The sequence below is a fragment of the Rhodoplanes roseus genome (assembly GCF_003258865.1).
Lineage (GTDB): Bacteria > Pseudomonadota > Alphaproteobacteria > Rhizobiales > Xanthobacteraceae > Rhodoplanes > Rhodoplanes roseus.
Window position 1 is genome coordinate 17627 of the sequence record NZ_NPEX01000008.1, and the last position, 18004, is coordinate 35630.

The following is an 18004-nucleotide window of genomic DNA, read 5'->3' on the forward strand; positions in this document are numbered from 1 at the left end:
TCGTCGCGGGACGCCCCCTAGGCGGCGAGATGCTTTTCGATCTCGTACAGGGGCAGCTTGGTGAGATCCTTGTCGATCTCGGCGACCACGCGGGTCTTCACCTCGGAATGGAGGGCGCGCCGCAGCTCGGCGAGGGTCTTGGGCGGCGCCGCGATCACCAGCGCCTTGACCTTGCGGTCCCGCACCAGACGGTGGAGCGCCGCGGCCGCGTCCTTGGCGAAGCGCTGCTCCTCGATCATGTGCCAGTCGGTCTGCTCGACGCTGCTCCGCCGCGCGCCGGTGCCGGCGAAAGCGCGGCCGGGCGCGTCGGTGCCCTGCTCGCGGGCCGGCGGATTGTCGTCGACGACGACGTGCTCGGTGCGCAGATTGGGGAACTTCTCGTCCCCCTCGTTGCGCAGAAACAACGCTTTCCGGCCGTCACCGACGAACACGAACGCGTCATGCGGGATGGATAGCTTTGTCATGGGATCGCCTCTCTGAACGGGAAGGCAAGCCCTGGGAAGCATAGGCCGGCAGGCCCGGCGGTCAATCGCCGCGGTGACGCGGCCGCGATCGCCTCAAGAGTTTGTCAAACATACTCGCTTTTTACCTCCGATTAGCCGCAACTATTAAGACGAGAGACGTAACCCGTTTGCCATCGTGGTCGCGGAGGCGGGGCATGCGATGACGGACGGCGCGACCACATCGACCCGTCGGATTCCAGGCATTCGGACCCGGCTGCTGGGCCTGATCCTGGTGGCCGTGCTGCCGTTGATCGTCGTGATGGGAACCGGGCTGTACCGGGACCGCATCCACGAGATCGACACCGCCGGCCAGCACGTCGAGGCGCTCGCACGACGGGCGACGGCGCGCTATCGCGAGGTGCTGCTGGAAACCAAGACCCTGCTCGACATCGTGGCGCATGTTGCGGACGTGACCCACGGCCCGGCGGCCGATTGTAGCCGCTTCCCGATGGAGGTCGAGCGGACCCGCCCGTGGGCCGAGGGCGTGCTGGTGGTCGACACCGCGGGCCGCGTCGCCTGCGCCACCACGCCGGGGGCCGTCGGGCTCGACGTCTCCGACCGGGCCTATTTCCGCCAGGCCGCGGCCGACCGGCGCTTCGTGTTCAGCGACTTCATCTCCAGCCGGGTGACCGGCTCGGCCGTCAACATCGTGCTTCTGCCGATCCTCGATGCCCAAGGCACCGTGACGCGGTTCCTCGGCATGGCGGTGCTGCAGACCTGGCTCGGCGACCTCGCCCAGCAGCTCCCCGACAATGCCGACATGACGTTCTGGCTGATCGACCGGAACGGCGTGGTGATGACCCGCTATCCCGACCGGCCGGACGCGACCGATCCGCGCGGTCTCGACGCGGAGACGCTCCGGGCCGTGGCCGAGACGTCTGCCGGCTGGACCGAGAACGACACCCGCGCCGCGCCCGCACGCATCTACGGCTGGGAACGCGTTCCGGAATCGGGCGCCTCCATCGTCGTCGCGGTCGACCGGACCAAGGTGCTGGCCCGCATCGACAGCAAGATCGGACGCGGCCTGCTGATCGGCGCGGTGGCGCTGGCGCTCGCGGTCGCGCTGGGGCTGGCGGCCGCACGCAGCATCGCGGCCCCGCTCATCGTGCTGACCGAGAGCGCCCTGGCGGCCCGGCAGTTCGAGGACGTCGAGCTGCCGACCCTGAGCGACTACGCCGAGGTGGCGTCGCTGTCGATCTCGCTGCAGGCGCTGCTCGGCGACAACCGCCGGCGCGAGCAGGCGTTGCGGGCCGCGCGCGCCGAAGCCGAACGCGCTTCCGAGGCGGCGTGCGAGGCCCATTCGCGCCTGCGCGAGGCGATCGAGGCGGTGCCGGTCGGCCTCGCCTTCTTCGACGCCGACGACCGCTTCATCCTGTGGAACCGGCTCTACGAGGATCTCTATGCCGGCAATCCGCTGCCGCTCACGCGCGGCATGCGGCTCGACGAACGGCTGCGCGCGCGGCTCAAGCTCGGCCTGATCCCGCCGGCGATCGGCCGCGAGGAGGAGTGGCTCGCCGAGCGCATGGCGAGCTTCCGGGCGCATGCCGGCAGCCACGAGCAGCGACTGAAGGGCAATCGCTGGCTCCGCGTCGAGGAGCGCCGGACCAGCGACGGCGGCTCGATCGGCATCCGCATCGACATCACCGAGCTCAAGCGCAGCGAGCAGTCGTTCCGCCTGCTGTTCGACGCCAATCCGGTGCCCATGTGGGTGTTCGACTCCGAGACGCTGCGTTTCCTCGCCGTCAACGACGCCGCAGTGAAGCATTACGGCTACAGCCGCGAGCGCTTCCTGGGCATGACCCTGCTCGACATCCGCGACGCCGCCGACCACGACGACCTCCGGGCCGCCGCCCAGTCCCCCAAGATCGCGCTGGGCGAGCGGGTGTGGCGGCATCGCCGCGCCGACGGCACCGAGATCCTGATCCAGGCCTATTCACGCGTGCTCGTGTGGGAGGGCCGGCCGGCCAAGCTCGGCGCCATGATCGACATCACCCAGCGCTGGCACGACGAGGCCCGTATCCGCCACCTCGCCCATTACGACGGGCTGACCGAGCTCGCCAACCGGACGCTGTTCCGGGCCCGGCTGGAGCAGGCGATCGACCGGCCGCACGAGCCCGGCGAAGGCATCGCGCTGGTCTGCATCGACCTCGACGGCTTCAAGGACGTCAACGACACGCTCGGCCACCCGATCGGCGACCGGCTGCTCAGGCTGGTCGCGCAGCGGCTGCGCCACTGCGTGCGCGAGCAGGACACCGCGGCCCGCATCGGCGGCGACGAGTTCGCCGTCATCCAGGACGGAATCTCGAGCGTCGACGACGCCCGGAACCTGGCCGAGCGGCTGATCGGCGTGATCAGCGCGCCCTATCTCATCGAGGGTCACGAGATCACCGTGACGCCGAGCGTCGGCATCGCGACGACGCTGGACGACAGCCGCGTCGCCGACGATCTCCTCAACCACGCCGACATGGCGCTGTACCGGGCCAAGGCGCGCGGGCGCCGCAGCCACTGCTTCTTCGAGCCCGAGATGGACGCCCAGCTCAAGGCGCGTCGGGCCCTGGAGGTGAACCTGCGGGCCGCGTACGAGCGCCGGCAGTTCGAGTTGCACTACCAACCCTGGGTCGACCTGCGCTCCGGCGCCGTCAACGGCTTCGAGGCGCTGCTGCGCTGGACCGATCCGGAGCGCGGCCCGGTGTCACCGGCCGAGTTCATTCCGATCGCCGAGAACATCGGCCTGATCGTCCCGCTCGGCGAATGGGTGCTCGCGCAAGCCTGCGCCGACGCGGCACGCTGGCCCGATACGATCAAGATCGCCATCAATCTCTCGCCCGTGCAGTTCCGCAGCGGCGACATCGTGCAGACGGTCCGTTCGGTGATCGAGACGAGCGGGATCGACCCGGCGCGGATCGAGCTGGAGATCACCGAGACGGTGCTGCTGGAGGACAACGCCTCCAACCTCGCCACGCTGCATGCGCTGCGCGACCTCGGCGTGCGCATCGCCATGGACGATTTCGGCACCGGCTACTCGTCGATCGGCTATCTGCGCCGGTTTCCGTTCGACAAGATCAAGATCGACCGCTCCTTCGTCAGCGAGCTGCCGCACGACATCGACTGCCTGACCATCACGCGCGGTGTCGCCGAGCTCGCCGCCGGGCTCGGCATGAGCACGATCGCGGAAGGCATCGAGACGATCGAGCAACAGGAAATCCTGCGCGCCATCGGCTGCACGCTCGGCCAGGGCTACCTGTTCGGCAAGGCCATGCCGGCGGTCGACGCCGACGCCCTCCTGCAGAAGAGCCGCACCGTCGCGGCGTGAGGACGCGGCGCGCGCGCCGGGCCCGCTGCTGCCGCTCAGACCTCGCCCTGCGTCATCACCACGAAGTTCGGCGCGGAACGGCTCTCCGGCGACGACGGCTGGTCGGTGAGGACCAGGATCATGCCCGGATGCATGCGGGCGTGAATCGCCGCATCGAGCGCCGGCGCCGTGCGGACCCGGTGCAGCGCGCCGACATCGGCGAGCTCCGCGGCCGGATCGGAGGTGTGCGCGATCGCGTGCCAGACGAGACCCGACACCCCCTCGCGCCCGCCCTCCAGGACATAGACGTGCTGGCCGATCGGCCGGTCCGGCGCCTCGATGATCGCCTCGCCCTGCGCCACCACGGTGCCGTTCTCGATGACGGTCGCGCGGCGGTCGGCGCGCGAGATCACCACCGAGGCGAGGTTGTCACGCGCCGCGCCGGGCTCGGCCGGCCAGTCCTTGGGATGCGACTTGGCGTTCAGCTCGGCGACCTTCTTCTCCATCTCGGCCTGCGCCACGTCGGACAGGACCAGCCCGGGATGGACGAGCGGCGCCGGATCGCCGTGCGCGCCCGCGATGATCACGGGCGTGCCGACATGGGTGAGCCCGAACAGCCGCCGGGAGAACTCCAGCGGCAGCCGCACGCAGCCGTGCGAGGCCGGATAGCCGGGCAGGTTGCCGGCATGCAGCGCGACGCCCGACCAGGTCAGCCGGTTCATGTTCGGCATCGGCGCATTGTCGTAGGTCGAGGAGTGGTGGTCGCGGTCCTTCTCCAGGATCGTGAACACGCCGGTGGGCGTCGAATGGCCCGGCTTGCCGGTCGAGCAGGTCGAGACCGCGATGCGGACGGCGTTGCGATAGACGTGCACGCGCTGGTCGGGCAGCGACACGATCACGGCGACCGGCCCGTCCGGCGACCGCTCGGGATGCCAGGTGAACTCGCCGGGCTTCAGCGCAGCGACCTCCTTGTCGACCTGCTTGTCGGCCTCCTGCGCCCGCACCACCGCGGCGACGCCGCCGACCAGTGTCAGCCCGGTCGCGACTTGCAGGACACGGCGGCGATTCAGCATGGGTCCTCCGGACGGCGATTCCTGTGTCGGTCCGGCCGGACGGTACCGTGCCGACGCGCGGAATGCCACTGGGGAGCGCCGGGGCGGCTCGCGCCCCCCTCAATTCACGTATTCGCGCAGACGGCTGGGCTCGCCGCGCGCGCCCATCACCTGATCCTCGACCAGGCGGGTCAGCTCGGCCTTGAGCGTGATCGACTCGGGCGCCAGGAGGTCGCGCGGCCGCGGCGCCTCGACCGGCACGATCGCCGTGATGCGGCCCGGCCGGGCCGACATCACCACGACGCGGTCGGCGAGAAAAATCGCCTCGTCGACGCTGTGGGTGACGAACAGCACCGTGTGGCGCTCCTCCAGCCAGAGCTTCAGGAGGTCGCGTTGCAGGATGTTGCGCGTGATGGCGTCCAGGGCGCCGAACGGCTCGTCCATCAGCATCACGTCGGGCTGGTTGGCCCACACCCGCGCGATGCCGACGCGCTGCTTCATGCCGCCGGAGAGCTGGCGCGGAAAATGCTGCTCGAAGCCCTCCAGCCCGACCCGGGCGATCTGCGTCTTGGCGCGGCGCTCCGCCTCGCGGCGGCCGAGGCCCCGCACCAGCGGCCCGTACATCACGTTCTGCATCACGGTGAGCCAGGGGAACAGCGCGTATTCCTGGAAGACGAGGCCGCGCTCGGGGCCGGGCCCGGTGATCGGCCGGCCGTCCAGGGTGGCGCTGCCGGCGCTCGGCGCGATCAGGCCGGCGACGATGCGCAGCAGCGTGCTCTTGCCGCAGCCGCTCGGGCCGAGGATGCAGACGAACTCGCCCTCCGCCACCGCGAGATCGACGGGCTGTAGCGCGACGACGTCCCGCCCCTCGGACGAGAAGGTCTTGGCGACGCCCTTGGCGCGGATCTTCGCTGGCGCGGCGCGGTCAATCATTGCGCGACAGTCCCTCGTGCCAGCGCAGCAGCCGGTGGCCGAGCCAGCTCATCGTCTGGTCCGAGACGAGGCCGAGCACGCCGACCATCATCATGCCGACGATGACGAGGTCCGAGCGCATCATCAGCCGGGCGTCCCAGATCAGATAGCCGACGCCGGACTTCGCCCCGATCATCTCGGCGACCACGAGGCCGGCCCAGGAGTTGCGGAGCCCGAGGCGCAGGCCGGTGAAGATGTTGGGCAGCGCCGCCGGCAGCACGATGCGCCAGAGGATCTGGCGCGGCCCGGTGCCGAGCATGCGGGCCGCCTCGATGTAGATCGGCTCCACCCACTCGACGCCGTGGATGGTGTTGATCAGGATCGGCACCGCGGCGCCGAGCGCCACCAGGAAGACGGCGGAGGCGTCGCCGATGCCGAACCACACGATGGCGATCGAGATCCAGGCCGTGATCGGGATCGGGATCAGCAGCAGCAGCGTGATGTGCGACAGCCGGCGGAACAGCGGCGACCAGCCGACCAGGACGCCGAGCGGCACGGCGATCGAGGTGGCGATGAGAAAGCCCGCGATGCTGCGGAACAGGCTCGCCTTCACGTGCAGCCACAGCGTGCCGTCGGTGGCGATCTCCCAGAAGCCGGTGGCGGCGCGGCTCGGCGGCGGCAGCAGATAGGCGGAGATCCAGCCGAGATCGGAGGCGATCTGCCAGAGGGCCAGCAGGCCGACCGGCATCACCAGATAGACGAGCAGCGTCTCCAGCCCGCGGCGCGGCCCCCAGCGCCGGCGCGACGGCGCTGGAACGCCGTCGGCAGGCGGCGCCGCGGACGGCGCACCGTCCCGGACCGCCTCCTGGACCGCCACCGCCATCACTTCGCTCCGGCGGCCGCGCGCGCCTTGTCGAGGAAGCGCAGGTCGAACACCTTGTCGACCTCGACGGTGCGGTCGAGATACTTGATCTTGATGAGCTGGTCGATCAGCGTCGCGGTCTGCTGGCGGAAGGCGTCGTCGATGACGATCGACAGCGCGCTGTTCTGCATCGCCAGCCGCACCACGTCCTCCTTCTGGCGCAGCATCTTGGCGAGCTCGGCCGCGACCTCGTCGGGATGACTGTCGACCCAGGCCGTGGCCCTGGCGTGCAGGTCGGCGATGAGCTGCACCTTCGCGGGATCCTTGTCGATCAGGCTGCGCGCCACCGCCAGGACGATGCCGACCTGGCCCGTGGAGGTGTCGTAGAGGTCGGGCGCGATGTCGGTGCCGAGCCCCATGCTCAGCATGATCGAGCCGTGCGGCTCGGTCGTCGCGGCGACGTCGATGCGGCCCGAGGCGAGCGCCTCCAGATGGGCGTTGGTCGGCAGCAGCAGGAAGTCGACGTCCTTGCCGGCCACCAGCCCGGCCTTGTCGAGCAACTCGCGGAACATGATGTCGGTCTGGCCGGCCTTCGACACCGCGACGGTCTTGCCCTTGAGATCCTTGACCGAGGCGATGCCGGAGCCTTTGCGGGCGACGATCCGGGCGCCCTTGGAGCTGACGCCGGCGATCACGGCGACGGGGCGCCCCTGCGCCACCGCCAGCACCGAGGTGACGAGGCCCAGATAGGCGGCGTCGATGTTGCCGGTCAGCAGCGCGTCCATCGCCTCGGAGCTGGTGGCGACCTCGACGATCTCGATCTTCACGTTCGGCGGCGCCACCTTGGCCAGCATGTAGGACGAGGCCATGTGCGGCTGGCCCTTGAAGGTCGAGATGCGCAGCGTCGTCGGGGTCGGCGCGCTCTCGGCGTTGGCGCCCGGACCGGCGAGCAGCAGGGCCAGCGCCACCGCGGCCGCCTGGTATATGAAGGTGGAAAGGGCTCGGCGATCGAGTTTCGGACGGCGCGGCATCGGCGGCTCCTGGTGACGGCCCGGCCCCGCCATCTTGGCGCAATGCTGCGCCGCAAGCCATTCGAATTAACTCATGGATTGATGGGTTCGGGTTATCGGCGCGCCCGCCGGCGGGGCCCGGCGCCGGTCGCGTCGTCGCACCGTCGTCGCCGCAACGTGATCGGCTGCCCCTCCCGTGCCACCGCCGCGGCCCTGGCGGCGCCGAAACCAGCCGCTACGATCCGACATCACCAAGGCGGCGCCGCGTCGCGGACGGCCCAGGGAGGTTCCATGCCCCGCTACGACATCCGGATCAACGGCGCCGCGCGCACGATCGAGACCTCCGACCCCGACCAGCCGCTGCTCTACGCCTTGCGCGGGCTCGGCCTGACGGCGACCAAGTTCGGCTGCGGGCTCGGCCGCTGCGGCGCCTGCAACGTGCTGGTCGACGGCCAGGCGGTGCAGTCCTGCATGGCCCCGGTGGCCAGCCTGGAGGGCAAGTCGGTCACGACCCTGGAGGGGCTCGGCACGCCGGCGAATCCGCATCCGCTGCAGGCCGCCTTCATCGCCGCGCAGGTCCCGCAATGCGGCTACTGCACCAGCGGGGTGATCATCAGCGCCGCCGCGCTGCTCGGCGAGAAACCCAAGCCCAGCGAGGCCGAGATCAGGACCGCGCTCGACGGCAATCTGTGCCGCTGCGGCACCCATGTGCGGGTCGTCCGCGCCGTCCTGGCGGCGTCCGGGCAGGAGGGCTGATCATGACCACGTCCCCCGACGCTCCCCGCCTCTCCCGCCGCACGCTTTTGGAGGGCGGCGCCCTGATGGTCGGCTTCGCCCTCGGCGACGCCCTCGCGCCGGTCGGCGCGCTCGCTCAGGGCGCGGCCCGCAGCGCCGCCGCTGCGGCCGCGACCCGGATCCTCGATCCCAAGGAGGTCGACGCCTATCTGGCCATCAACGGCGACGGCACCGTGACGGTGTGGTGCGGCAAGGTCGATCTCGGCCAGGGGCTGCGCGTCGCCATCCCGCAGATCGCGGCGGACGAGCTCGGCATCGGCCTCGACCGTATCACCTATGTGGAGGGCGACACCGCGCTGACCCCGGACCAGGGCCGCACCGCCGGCTCCTACGGCATCGCCCGCGGCGGCATGCAGATCCGCCAGGCGGCGGCGACGGCCCGCAAGGCGCTGGTCGAGCGGGCGGCGCATCGCCTCGGCGTGCCGGCCGATGAGCTCGTCGCGGCGGACGGCGCGGTGCGCCCAAGGACCGGCGGAGCCGGCCTGACCTTCGCCGAGCTGATCGGCGGCGCGCGGTTCGACCTGAAGCTCGACCCCAAGGCGCCGCTGAAGGATCCGGAGAGCTACACGCTGGTGGGCAAGCCGCTGCCGCGGCCCGACGTGCCGGCGAAATGCACCGGCACGTTGACCTACATGCACGACCACACGGTCCCGGGCATGCTGCATGCGCGGGTGATCCGGCCGGCCTCCGTCGGGGCGCATCTGGTCTCGGTCGACGAGTCCTCGGTCGCCGATCTGCCCGGCGTGCGGGTGGTGCGCATCCAGGATTTCCTCGCCGTCGTGGCCGCCGACGAATGGACCGCGATCAAGGCCGCGGGCGCCCTGAAGGCGCAGTGGTCGGCCGGCTCCGGCCTGCCGGCGCAGGCCGAGCTGCCGGCGTTGCTGCGCGCCTCCCCGGGGACCACCGAGCAGGTGCTGACGACGAAGAGCAGCACCGACGCGGCGCCGCCCCCCGAGGACGCCCGCAGCCTGACGGCGACCTATTTCTGGCCGATGCAGAGCCACGCCTCGATCGGCCCCTCCTGCGCCATCGCCGACGTCTCGGCGGCGGGCGCCACCATCTGGACGGCCTCGCAGGGCACGCACGGCAACCAGGCGACCTTCGCGCGCTTCCTCGGGCTGCCGAAGGACAAGGTGCGGCTGATCTATCTCGACGGCGCCGGCTGCTACGGCATGAACAGCCACGAGGACGCCGCCGCCGACGCCGCCGTGCTTTCACGCGCGGTCGGCGCGCCGGTCCGGGTGCAGTGGTCGCGGCAGGACGAGCTCGGCTGGGACCCCAAGGGCCCGCCCCAGCTCATCGACATCGCCGGGACGATCGACGCCGCGGGATACATCCGAGATTGGCGCACCGACATGTGGATCCCGGAGAACACCCGCGGGCTGCCCAGCATTCCGCTGCTGGCCCCCGAGGCGGCCGGCCTCCCGCAGACGCCGGGCCTGAACTCCGGGATGATCTCGCAGAACGGCGATCCGCCCTACCGGACCGGCCGCATGCAGGTGGTGGCGCATTGGCTGAAGACCGCGCCGCTGCGCCCGGCGCCGCTGCGCTCGCCCGGAAAGCCGGCGAACTGTTTCGCGGTGGAGAGCTTCCTGGACGAGCTGGCCGCGGCCGCGGTGCTCGATCCGCTGCAGCTCCGCCTGAGCGGACTGACGGATCAGCGCGGCAAGGCCGTGGTCGAGAAGATCGCCGAGATGATGAGCTGGGAGCAGCGGCCGTCGCCGGGGCCGAACAGCGACCAGCCGGTCGGGCGCGGCCGCGGCCTCGCCTACATCCACTACAAGCACGACGAGGCGCATGTGGCGATCGGCATGGAGGTGGCGGTCGAGCGGGCCAGCGGCGCCATCCGGGTCGAGCGCGTCTTCTGCGCGCACGACTGCGGCCAGATCGTCAATCCGGACGGCGTGCGGGCGCAGGTCGAGGGCAGCATCATCCAGACGCTCAGCCGCGTGCTGAAGGAGGAGGTGACGTTCGACCGCGAGCGGGTCACCAGCGTCGACTGGTCGAGCTATTCGCTCCTCACCTTCTCGGAGGTGCCGAAGCTCGACATCGCGCTGATCGACCGACCGACCGAGCCGCCGCTGGGCGCCGGCGAGGCGGCCTGCGCCCCGGTCGCGGCGGCGCTCGCCAACGCCGTCTTCGACGCCACCGGCGCCCGCCTGCGCACCGTGCCGTTCACGCCGGAGCGCGTGAAGGCGGCGCTCGGCGGCCAAGCGAGCATGCCGCGGACGTGAGGGCAACGCGGCCCCGCACCAGACTTTGATCCTCATGGTGAGGAACGCTCCGCAGGAGCGCGTCTCGAACCATGAGGCCACCTCACGCCGCCGAGGCCGTCCTCGCCCTTCGAGACGCGCCTTCGGCGCTCCTCAGGGTGAGGACGGAACAAAGATCACGCGTCGCGGTGACGCTGCTCAGTTCCCCCGATCCATCAGGCGGCGGGCGATCACCTGGGCCTGGATTTCCGCCGCACCCTCGAAGATCGACAGGATGCGCGCGTCGCACAGGATGCGGGAGATGCGGTATTCGAGCGCGAAGCCATTGCCGCCGTGGATCTGTACGGCGTTGTCGGCCGCGGCCCAGGCGACGCGCGCGGCCAGGAGCTTGGCCATGCCGGCCTCGAGGTCGCAGCGCTTGCCCTCGTCCTTCTCCTTGGCGGCGAAATACGTGATCTGGCGCGCGATCATGATCTCGGCCGCCATCATGGCGATCTTGTCGGAGACGCGCGGGAAGGCGACGATCGGCTGGCCGAACTGGACGCGCGTCTCGGCGTAGGAGAGCGCCTCCTCCATGGCCGCCTGGGCGACGCCGATCGCACGCGCGGCGGTCTGGATGCGGGCGGCCTCGAAGGTCTGCATGAGCTGCTTGAAGCCCTGCCCCTCGACGCCGCCGAGCAGGTTTGCGGCCGGCACCGTGAAGCCGTCGAAGGCGATCTCGTATTCCTTCATGCCGCGATAGCCCAACACCTCGATCTCGGTGCCGGACATGCCCTCGGCCGGGAACGGGGTGGCGTCGTCGCCGCGCGGCTTCTCGGCGAGCAGCATCGAGAGGCCCTGATAGCCCGGGTCCTTGGGATTGGTGCGAACCAGGAGCGTCATCAGGTCGGCGCGCACCGGATGGGTGATCCAGGTCTTGTTGCCGTTCACGACATAGACGTCGCCCTCGCGGGTCGCGCGGGTGCGCAGCGAGGCGAGGTCGGAGCCGGTGTTGGGCTCGGTGAACACCGCCGTCGGCAGGATCTCGCCCGACGCGATCTTGGGCAGCCAATAGGCCTTCTGCTCCTCGGTGCCGCCGCCGAGAATGAGTTCCGCGGCGATCTCCGAGCGGGTGCCGAGCGACCCGACCCCGATGTATCCGCGCGACAGCTCCTCGGAGACGACGCACATCGACTCCTTGCCGAGTCCCATGCCGCCGTACTCTTCCGGGATGGTCAGGCCGAACACGCCGAGATCGGCCATGTGCTGGACCGTCTCCATCGGGATGTAGGCGTTGGCGCGATGCCAGCCGTGGGCGTGCGGGATCACCTCGCTGTCGGCGAACTTTCGCATCTCCTCGCGGATCTGCTCGTAGGTGTCCTCGATGCCGCAGTCGCCGACCGTGGCGCCGTGATGGGCGCGCATCAGCTCGACCAGGCGGGCGCGGTTCTCCGGCGTGTTGCCGACCGCCGCGAGGACGTCGAGCGAGGGACCGAGGCGGCGCAGCACGTCGGCCGTGTCGAGGCCGAGATCGGCGGGTCGCACGAACTCGCCCTGGCTCATCGGGATGCCGCCGGCGACCTGGGCGACGTATTCGCCGAGCCCGATGCGCACCACCAGGTCCTCGACCTCGCCGAATCGTCCGGCCTCCGTCATCCGGGTCGTGTAGGCTGCGAGTTGGCGGACCGCCTCGGCATAGGTGGCGAGCCAGGCGAGGCCGTGGGTGGCGCGCTGCTCGCGGTCGAGCGCGCGTCCTCCCGGGCCCGCCGCCACACGAGCGCGGACGCTGTAGACGGCGTCGGCCAGGACGGCGTCGAGCGCTTCGGCGGCCTGCCTGGCCAGGGTCGCGAGGTCGGGACCGGAATCGGAACGCGCGGCGGCTAACGACATGGGGCTCTCCGAAATCGACCTCGCGCGATCCCCGGGACGGCGCCCACGGGGCCCACGATGGCCACTTGATGAAAAATCGCCTTGACGCCTAATGATTGCATCTTTTCGCACTTGCGTGGAGAGGGAATTCTCCGCCCCGAGCGAGACGAAACAGCGCTCCGGCGCAAGGGTCCGTTCCACGCCATGCCATTGCGCCTCCTGACCTTTCCGGCCCGCATCGCGATCGATGCCTTCATGGCCTTCGTCCGCGACGACGGCTGGGCGATCGCCAGCCACATCGCGCTGTCGACCCTGATGTCGCTGTTTCCGTTCCTGATCTTCGTCACCGCCCTGTCCGGCTTCTTCGGCACCCAGGACCTCGCCGATCAGGTCGCCCTGCTGCTGCTGGAGGCGTGGCCCGAGGAGGTGTCGGGGCCGATCTCGAGCGAAATCTCGAGCGTGCTCACCACCTCGCATGGCGGGCTGCTCACCATCGGGGCCGGGCTCGCCGTGTACTTCTCGTCGAGCGGCATCGAGAGCCTGCGGATCGGGCTGAACCGATCCTACGAGGTGGTGGAGACGCGGCCGTGGTGGCTGCTGCGGCTCGAGTCGATCGGCTACGTGCTGGTCGGTGCCTTCGGCATGGTGGCGCTCGCACTGCTGATCGTGCTCGGACCGCTGATCTTCGACCGGCTGGTGCCGTGGTTCCCGAACCTGCGCCAGTTCGAGGTGTCGCTCACGGTGGCGCGCTTCGGCATCGCCAGCATCGTGCTGGTCGTCGCGCTCACGCTGATTCACAAATGGCTGCCGGCCGGTCGCCGCACGCTCGACGAGATCGCGCCCGGGGTCGCCGTCACGCTGGCGATGTGGCTGATCACCGGCGTGCTGTTCGGACGTTATCTGTCCGAGTTCGCCAGCACCTATGTGTCGATGTATGCGGGGCTCGCCTCGGCGATGATCGCGCTCGTGTTCCTGTACTGGACCGCGACCATCTTCGTGTACGGCGCGGCGCTCAACCAGGCGGTGATCCGCCGGCGCAACGCGGCGCGGACCGATTCGTGATCGCCGCGAACCTCGCGCCGACGCGCTCCCGGCCGACCATCTGGACGAGTACGTAATCGAGGCGCCCCGCTCGCCTGTGGATACGCATTTCGGCCCGATTCCACGGGCATTTCCTCGCTGCCCCGCACAGGACCGCGCAGCGCCGCCGCAGGCGCCGGTCCGCCGCCCAAGTGCCGCCTTAGTTCTGGTTACAAATTCGTAAATCGACTTGCTGCCGACGCACGGGGGTGTGGGGGTGCCGAGGCGCGATGATGGCGACGATCCGACCAGAGATCGGAGTGCTCGCCATCATCGCTCGCCCGGTGGCGATTGAGTTCTCCTGATCGCTCAGCAAGACATGACGTCATCACGTCGCGATCGCGTCAGCGCGATGCGCGGTGGGCATGGTCGCGCGTGATCGCGCGCGGCGGTGTCGTTCGTTAACACGACGTTAACCCTGCTCACGCAGCATGGTTGACGTGTTGCGAACGTGCAAACCGCTTTTTTACCGATCGCGGTGACGATCGGGAAAGCACGCGGTTCGCATTCGTCGCTTTGGGGACGGCCTTTTGGGCTCACTGGTGCGATCTTCGCTGAAACGCCACGGCGCCGTCGTCGCGCCCTTCGGCTTCGCCTTGCTCACCTTCGCGGCGATCCCGAGCTCGGTGGCCTATCAGGATCTCGCGTCGCTCATCGCGAGCCGGGCCGCCGGCGGCGATCGCGGCGGCGAGCAGGCCAAGTCGCCGTTCGGCACCTTCCACGCCGCCACCTTCTCGTTCCCGCGCCCGGTCGGCACCGCGATCCCGGAGCCGGTCGGCTACCGCGTCGCCAGCCTCGACCTCGACGCCGATCTGCTCACCGGCTCGACCGCCGGCCGCGCGCTGTTCGATCTCACCGCCAGGCCGCCGGCGCTCGACCGCGAGACCGTCAATCGCAGCCGCAAGGGTGACCGCGTGGTTCCGCGCGCCGTCGCCGAATGGCTGGCCCGCGAGCAGGCGACCCGCGCCGCCGCCGCCCCGCTCACCGCCCCCGAGGCGCCCGCCGTCGTCGCCGTGCTGCCCGACGCGGTCGAAGCCGCCCCGCCGGCTCCCAAGGCCCGGACCGGCTGGCCGCTGGCGCTGCCGCAGACCGAGAAGCCCGCGGCCGAGGTCACGGCCAAGATCGACGAGCCCGCCGCCTCGCCGGCGCCCCGAATCGCGGCGCCCCAGGTCGAAGCGCCCCAGCTCGCAGCGCCGCAGGTCGCAGCGGTCACGCTGCCGGCCGAAGCATTCAGCGCCTCGTCGATGGCCTGGCTCGGCGCCACGCCGGAGCCGACCGTACGGCAGGCCCGCAGCCGCCGCGCCCCCAAGATCGACGTCGCGACGCCGGCGGAGAGCCACAAGGCCGCCGAGAAGGCCGTCGCCCAGATCGCGCCGGAGGCGGCGCCCGAGCCGGTGCCGCAGCAGGGCATCATGCTGGCGAGCGCCGGCAGCGAGATCGTGCTGCCGCGCGCCGTCACGCCCCAGGCCGACCTGCAGGGGCCACCCGATCCCGCCGCCGACCCGCTCGCCGAGGCGCATGCCGATACGCCCGCCACCGCGCCGCTCGCCGTGGCGCCGCACAGCGACACCGAGCCGTTCCATCCCGACACCGCCGTGCCGACGCTGGGCGAGGCGCTGTCGCCGAGCCTGATGACGGCGAGCGTCTATTTCGGCGCGGCGCCGCTCGCCGACGTGGGCGACGCGCTGCAACCGTGGTCGCCGGAGGCGGTCTCGCTCGCGCCGGACCAGGACGAGCTCGCGGCGCTGGACGAGATCACGCCGAGCCCGGAGACGCTGCGCGCCGCGATCGATCCGGACGGCGGCGAGACGATCGCCCGCAAGGGCGAGGTGATGCCGGGCGACGGCCGCGCGCTGCGCAGCCCGGCCGAGCGGCTGAACCTGTTCGGCCACGAGCGTGCCAAGGCGGAGAAGTGCCTGGCCGATGCGGTCTACTTCGAATCGCGCGGCGAACCGGTGCGGGGCCAGATCGCGGTCGCCCAGGTGGTGATGAACCGCGTCTTCTCCGGCTACTATCCGGCCGACGTGTGCGGCGTCGTCTATCAGAACGCGCACCGCCACCTCTCCTGCCAGTTCACCTTCGCGTGCGACGGCATCAAGGACAAGATCACCGAGCCGGACGCCTGGGCCCGCGCCCAGCAGGTCGCGACCGAGACGCTCGACGGCAAGCACTGGCTGCCCGACGTCGGCAAGGCGACCCACTATCACGCCTACTGGGTGCGGCCGTGGTGGGTGCGCACGATGCACAAGCTCGACAAGATCGGCGTGCACACGTTCTATCGTCCGCGCGCCTGGGGCGACGGCGCCGACCGCCCGGCCTGGGGCGACGCCTCGCTGCCGCCGCCGGCCGAGAAGATTTCCGACCGGCTCTGAGGGCCCGCCCTCGACACGCGATTCGCGCCGCGACGGCCCCGCCGCCGCGGCGTTTTCGCGTCGTGAGCGCTGTGGCTGCGCCCGCGACCTCTCCGGGCGGATATGCCCATCCCGGCTGGTAAGATTGTATTACCACCAGTTGCAGCTTGCCTTCATCTCCCGGAACAGGCTTAAGTATCTCCACTGATGCACGCTCGCTCCGGGAGGGGACGCCATGGTTGCGACGGGTGCCGCGCGACGATTCCAGCTCGTTCTGATCAAGCCCTCGCATTACGACGACGACGGCTACGTGATCCAATGGCTGCGATCGTCGATCCCGGCGAATTCGCTGGCTTGCGTTTATGCCCTCGCGGCCGACGCCGCGGAGCGGCAGGTGCTCGGCCCCGACGTCGCCTTCGACATCACCGCGGTCGACGAGACCAACACGCGCATCAAGGTCGCCGACATCGTCGCGCGGATGAAGCGCCACGGCGGCTTCGGCCTGGTCGGGCTGGTCGGCGTGCAGTCGAACCAGTTTCCGCGGGCCATGGACATCGCACGGCCGCTCCGGGCCGCCGGCGTGCCGGTGGTGATCGGCGGCTTCCACGTCTCCGGCCAGCTGGCGATGCTGCCCGAGCGGCCCGCCGATCTGCAGGAGGCGCTCGACCTCGGCTGCACCCTGTTCGCCGGCGAGGCGGAGGGCCGCATGGACCGGGTGCTTCTCGACGCCGCCGAAGGCCGGCTTCAGCCGATCTACGACTACATGAACGACCTGCCCGATCTCGAATCGGCGCCGGTGCCGTTCCTGCCGACCGAGACGGTCGGCCGGGTGTTCGATCATCACGCGAGCTTCGATGCCGGGCGGGGCTGCCCGTTCCAATGTTCGTTCTGCACCATCATCAACGTGCAGGGCCGCAAGTCGCGCCGCCGCACGCCCGACGACGTCGAGGCGCTGATCCGCCGGCATTGGGCGCACGGCATCAAGCGCTTCTTCATCACCGACGACAATTTCGCCCGCAACAAGGACTGGGAGGCGATCTTCGACCGGATCATAAAGATCCGGGAGGAGGAGCGCATCGACGTGCGACTGATCATCCAGGTCGACACGCTCTGCCACAAGATCGAGAACTTCATCGAGAAGGCGCGGCGGGCCGGCGTGACCCGGGTGTTCATCGGGCTGGAGAACATCAACCCGGCGAACCTGATGGCCGCCAACAAGCGGCAGAACAAGATCACCGAGTATCGCAAGATGCTGCTCGCCTGGAAGCACGCCGGCGTGTTGACCTACGCGGGCTACATTCTCGGCTTCCCGGGCGACACGCCGGACTCGATCCGGGCCGACATCGAGATCATCAAGCGCGAGCTGCCGCTCGACATCCTGGAGTTCTTCTTCCTCACGCCGCTGCCCGGCTCGGAAGATCACAAGACACTGTGGACCAAGGGGGTCGCCATGGACCCCGACATGAACAAGTACGACCTCGAGCACGTCACCACGGCGCATCCCAAGATGAGCAAGGCCGAGTGGGAGGCGATCTATCGCGAGGCGTGGAAGACCTACTACACGCCGGAGCACGCGCTGACGATCTTCCGCCGCGGCGCCGCCACCGGCATGGGCCTGTCGCGCCTGCTCGCCGTGCTGTTCATCTTCTCGGCGGCGCTGCCGATCGAGCGCGTCCACCCGCTGCAGGTCGGCGGCGGACGCATGAAGTCGCGGCGCGACCGCCGGCCCGGCCTGCCGATCGAGCCGATCTGGTCGTACTATCCGAAGCGCCTGTGGGAGATCGTGTCGACGCATGCGCGACTCGGGGCGCATTGGGTGGCGCTCGACATCCTCCGCCGGAAGGCCAAGCGCGAGCAGGCGAAGCAGCCCTACACCGACATCGCCCTCACCCCGGTCACCGACGACGAGACCGAGACCCTCGACATCTTCACGCACAACGAGGACGCCCGTCGCAACGTCGCCCATGTGCGCAAGATCGACGCGCTGACGCACCAGCCGGTGCAGCCGCACATCATCGCGGCGGAGTGAGATGCCGCGCAACTGAAAGGGCCTCTCTCCGCCCTCACCCCGAGGAGGCTGCGAAGC

General features: G+C 70.3%; 12 protein-coding genes. 6 read left to right on the plus strand and 6 right to left on the minus strand.

Annotation, left to right across the window (positions count from 1 at the left end; genetic code table 11):
• Positions 1-17: 17 nt before the first annotated feature.
• A complete protein-coding gene (locus tag CH341_RS02295) occupies positions 18-464 on the minus strand; it encodes a baeRF12 domain-containing protein (protein WP_111417414.1) in 447 nt (148 codons plus the stop codon).
• Between the two features lie 199 nt (positions 465-663).
• Between CH341_RS02295 and CH341_RS02300 the strand changes: the two genes are divergently transcribed.
• Positions 664-3816, plus strand: coding sequence for a bifunctional diguanylate cyclase/phosphodiesterase (locus CH341_RS02300; RefSeq protein WP_146604347.1), 3153 nt, complete (start codon positions 664-666; stop codon positions 3814-3816).
• A gap of 35 nt (positions 3817-3851) precedes the next feature.
• Here CH341_RS02300 and CH341_RS02305 read toward each other — a convergent pair whose 3' ends face one another.
• The 4 genes from CH341_RS02305 to CH341_RS02320 all read right to left on the minus strand — a co-directional run bounded on the left by CH341_RS02305 (position 3852) and on the right by CH341_RS02320 (position 7652).
• Positions 3852-4868 carry a L,D-transpeptidase gene (locus CH341_RS02305; RefSeq protein WP_111417416.1) on the minus strand — a complete coding sequence of 339 codons (1017 nt, stop codon included), beginning with the start codon at positions 4866-4868 and terminating at the stop codon, positions 3852-3854.
• 99 nt (positions 4869-4967) lie between these two features.
• Positions 4968-5780, minus strand: a complete 813-nt coding sequence (locus tag CH341_RS02310) for an ABC transporter ATP-binding protein (protein WP_111417417.1) — start codon at positions 5778-5780, stop codon at positions 4968-4970.
• Positions 5773-6642 (minus strand): ABC transporter permease, encoded by an 870-nt coding sequence (locus CH341_RS02315; protein ID WP_111417418.1) that lies wholly within the window; start codon positions 6640-6642, stop codon positions 5773-5775. Before CH341_RS02315 ends, CH341_RS02310 begins: the two co-directional genes overlap by 8 nt.
• Positions 6642-7652, minus strand: coding sequence for an ABC transporter substrate-binding protein (locus CH341_RS02320; protein WP_170149431.1), 1011 nt, complete (start codon positions 7650-7652; stop codon positions 6642-6644). Before CH341_RS02320 ends, CH341_RS02315 begins: the two co-directional genes overlap by 1 nt.
• 270 nt (positions 7653-7922) lie before the next feature.
• On the opposite strand from CH341_RS02320, the gene CH341_RS02325 reads away from it, so the two are divergent.
• Both CH341_RS02325 and CH341_RS02330 read left to right on the plus strand, forming a co-directional pair.
• On the plus strand, positions 7923-8387 hold the full coding sequence (locus tag CH341_RS02325; protein ID WP_111417420.1) for a (2Fe-2S)-binding protein: 465 nt from the start codon (positions 7923-7925) through the stop codon (positions 8385-8387).
• Between the two features lie 2 nt (positions 8388-8389).
• Complete coding sequence (locus CH341_RS02330) at positions 8390-10660, plus strand: xanthine dehydrogenase family protein molybdopterin-binding subunit (protein ID WP_111417421.1); 2271 nt, start codon at positions 8390-8392, stop codon at positions 10658-10660.
• A gap of 177 nt (positions 10661-10837) precedes the next feature.
• Here the strand turns inward: CH341_RS02330 and CH341_RS02335 are convergent, their stop codons facing one another.
• Positions 10838-12508, minus strand: coding sequence for an acyl-CoA dehydrogenase family protein (locus tag CH341_RS02335; protein ID WP_111417422.1), 1671 nt, complete (start codon positions 12506-12508; stop codon positions 10838-10840).
• A 183-nt stretch (positions 12509-12691) separates the two neighbouring features.
• Here CH341_RS02335 and CH341_RS02340 point away from each other — a divergent pair, with 183 nt between their 5' ends.
• The 3 genes from CH341_RS02340 (at position 12692) to CH341_RS02350 (ending at position 17947) form a co-directional block, all read left to right on the plus strand.
• Entirely contained in the window at positions 12692-13549 is an 858-nt protein-coding gene (locus CH341_RS02340) for a YihY/virulence factor BrkB family protein (protein WP_111417423.1), read from the plus strand.
• Between the two features lie 560 nt (positions 13550-14109).
• Positions 14110-15939 carry a cell wall hydrolase gene (locus tag CH341_RS35680; RefSeq protein WP_245430829.1) on the plus strand — a complete coding sequence of 610 codons (1830 nt, stop codon included), beginning with the start codon at positions 14110-14112 and terminating at the stop codon, positions 15937-15939.
• Positions 15940-16153: 214 nt separating this feature from the next.
• Positions 16154-17947 carry a B12-binding domain-containing radical SAM protein gene (locus tag CH341_RS02350; RefSeq protein ID WP_111417424.1) on the plus strand — a complete coding sequence of 598 codons (1794 nt, stop codon included), beginning with the start codon at positions 16154-16156 and terminating at the stop codon, positions 17945-17947.
• Positions 17948-18004 lie beyond the last annotated feature (57 nt).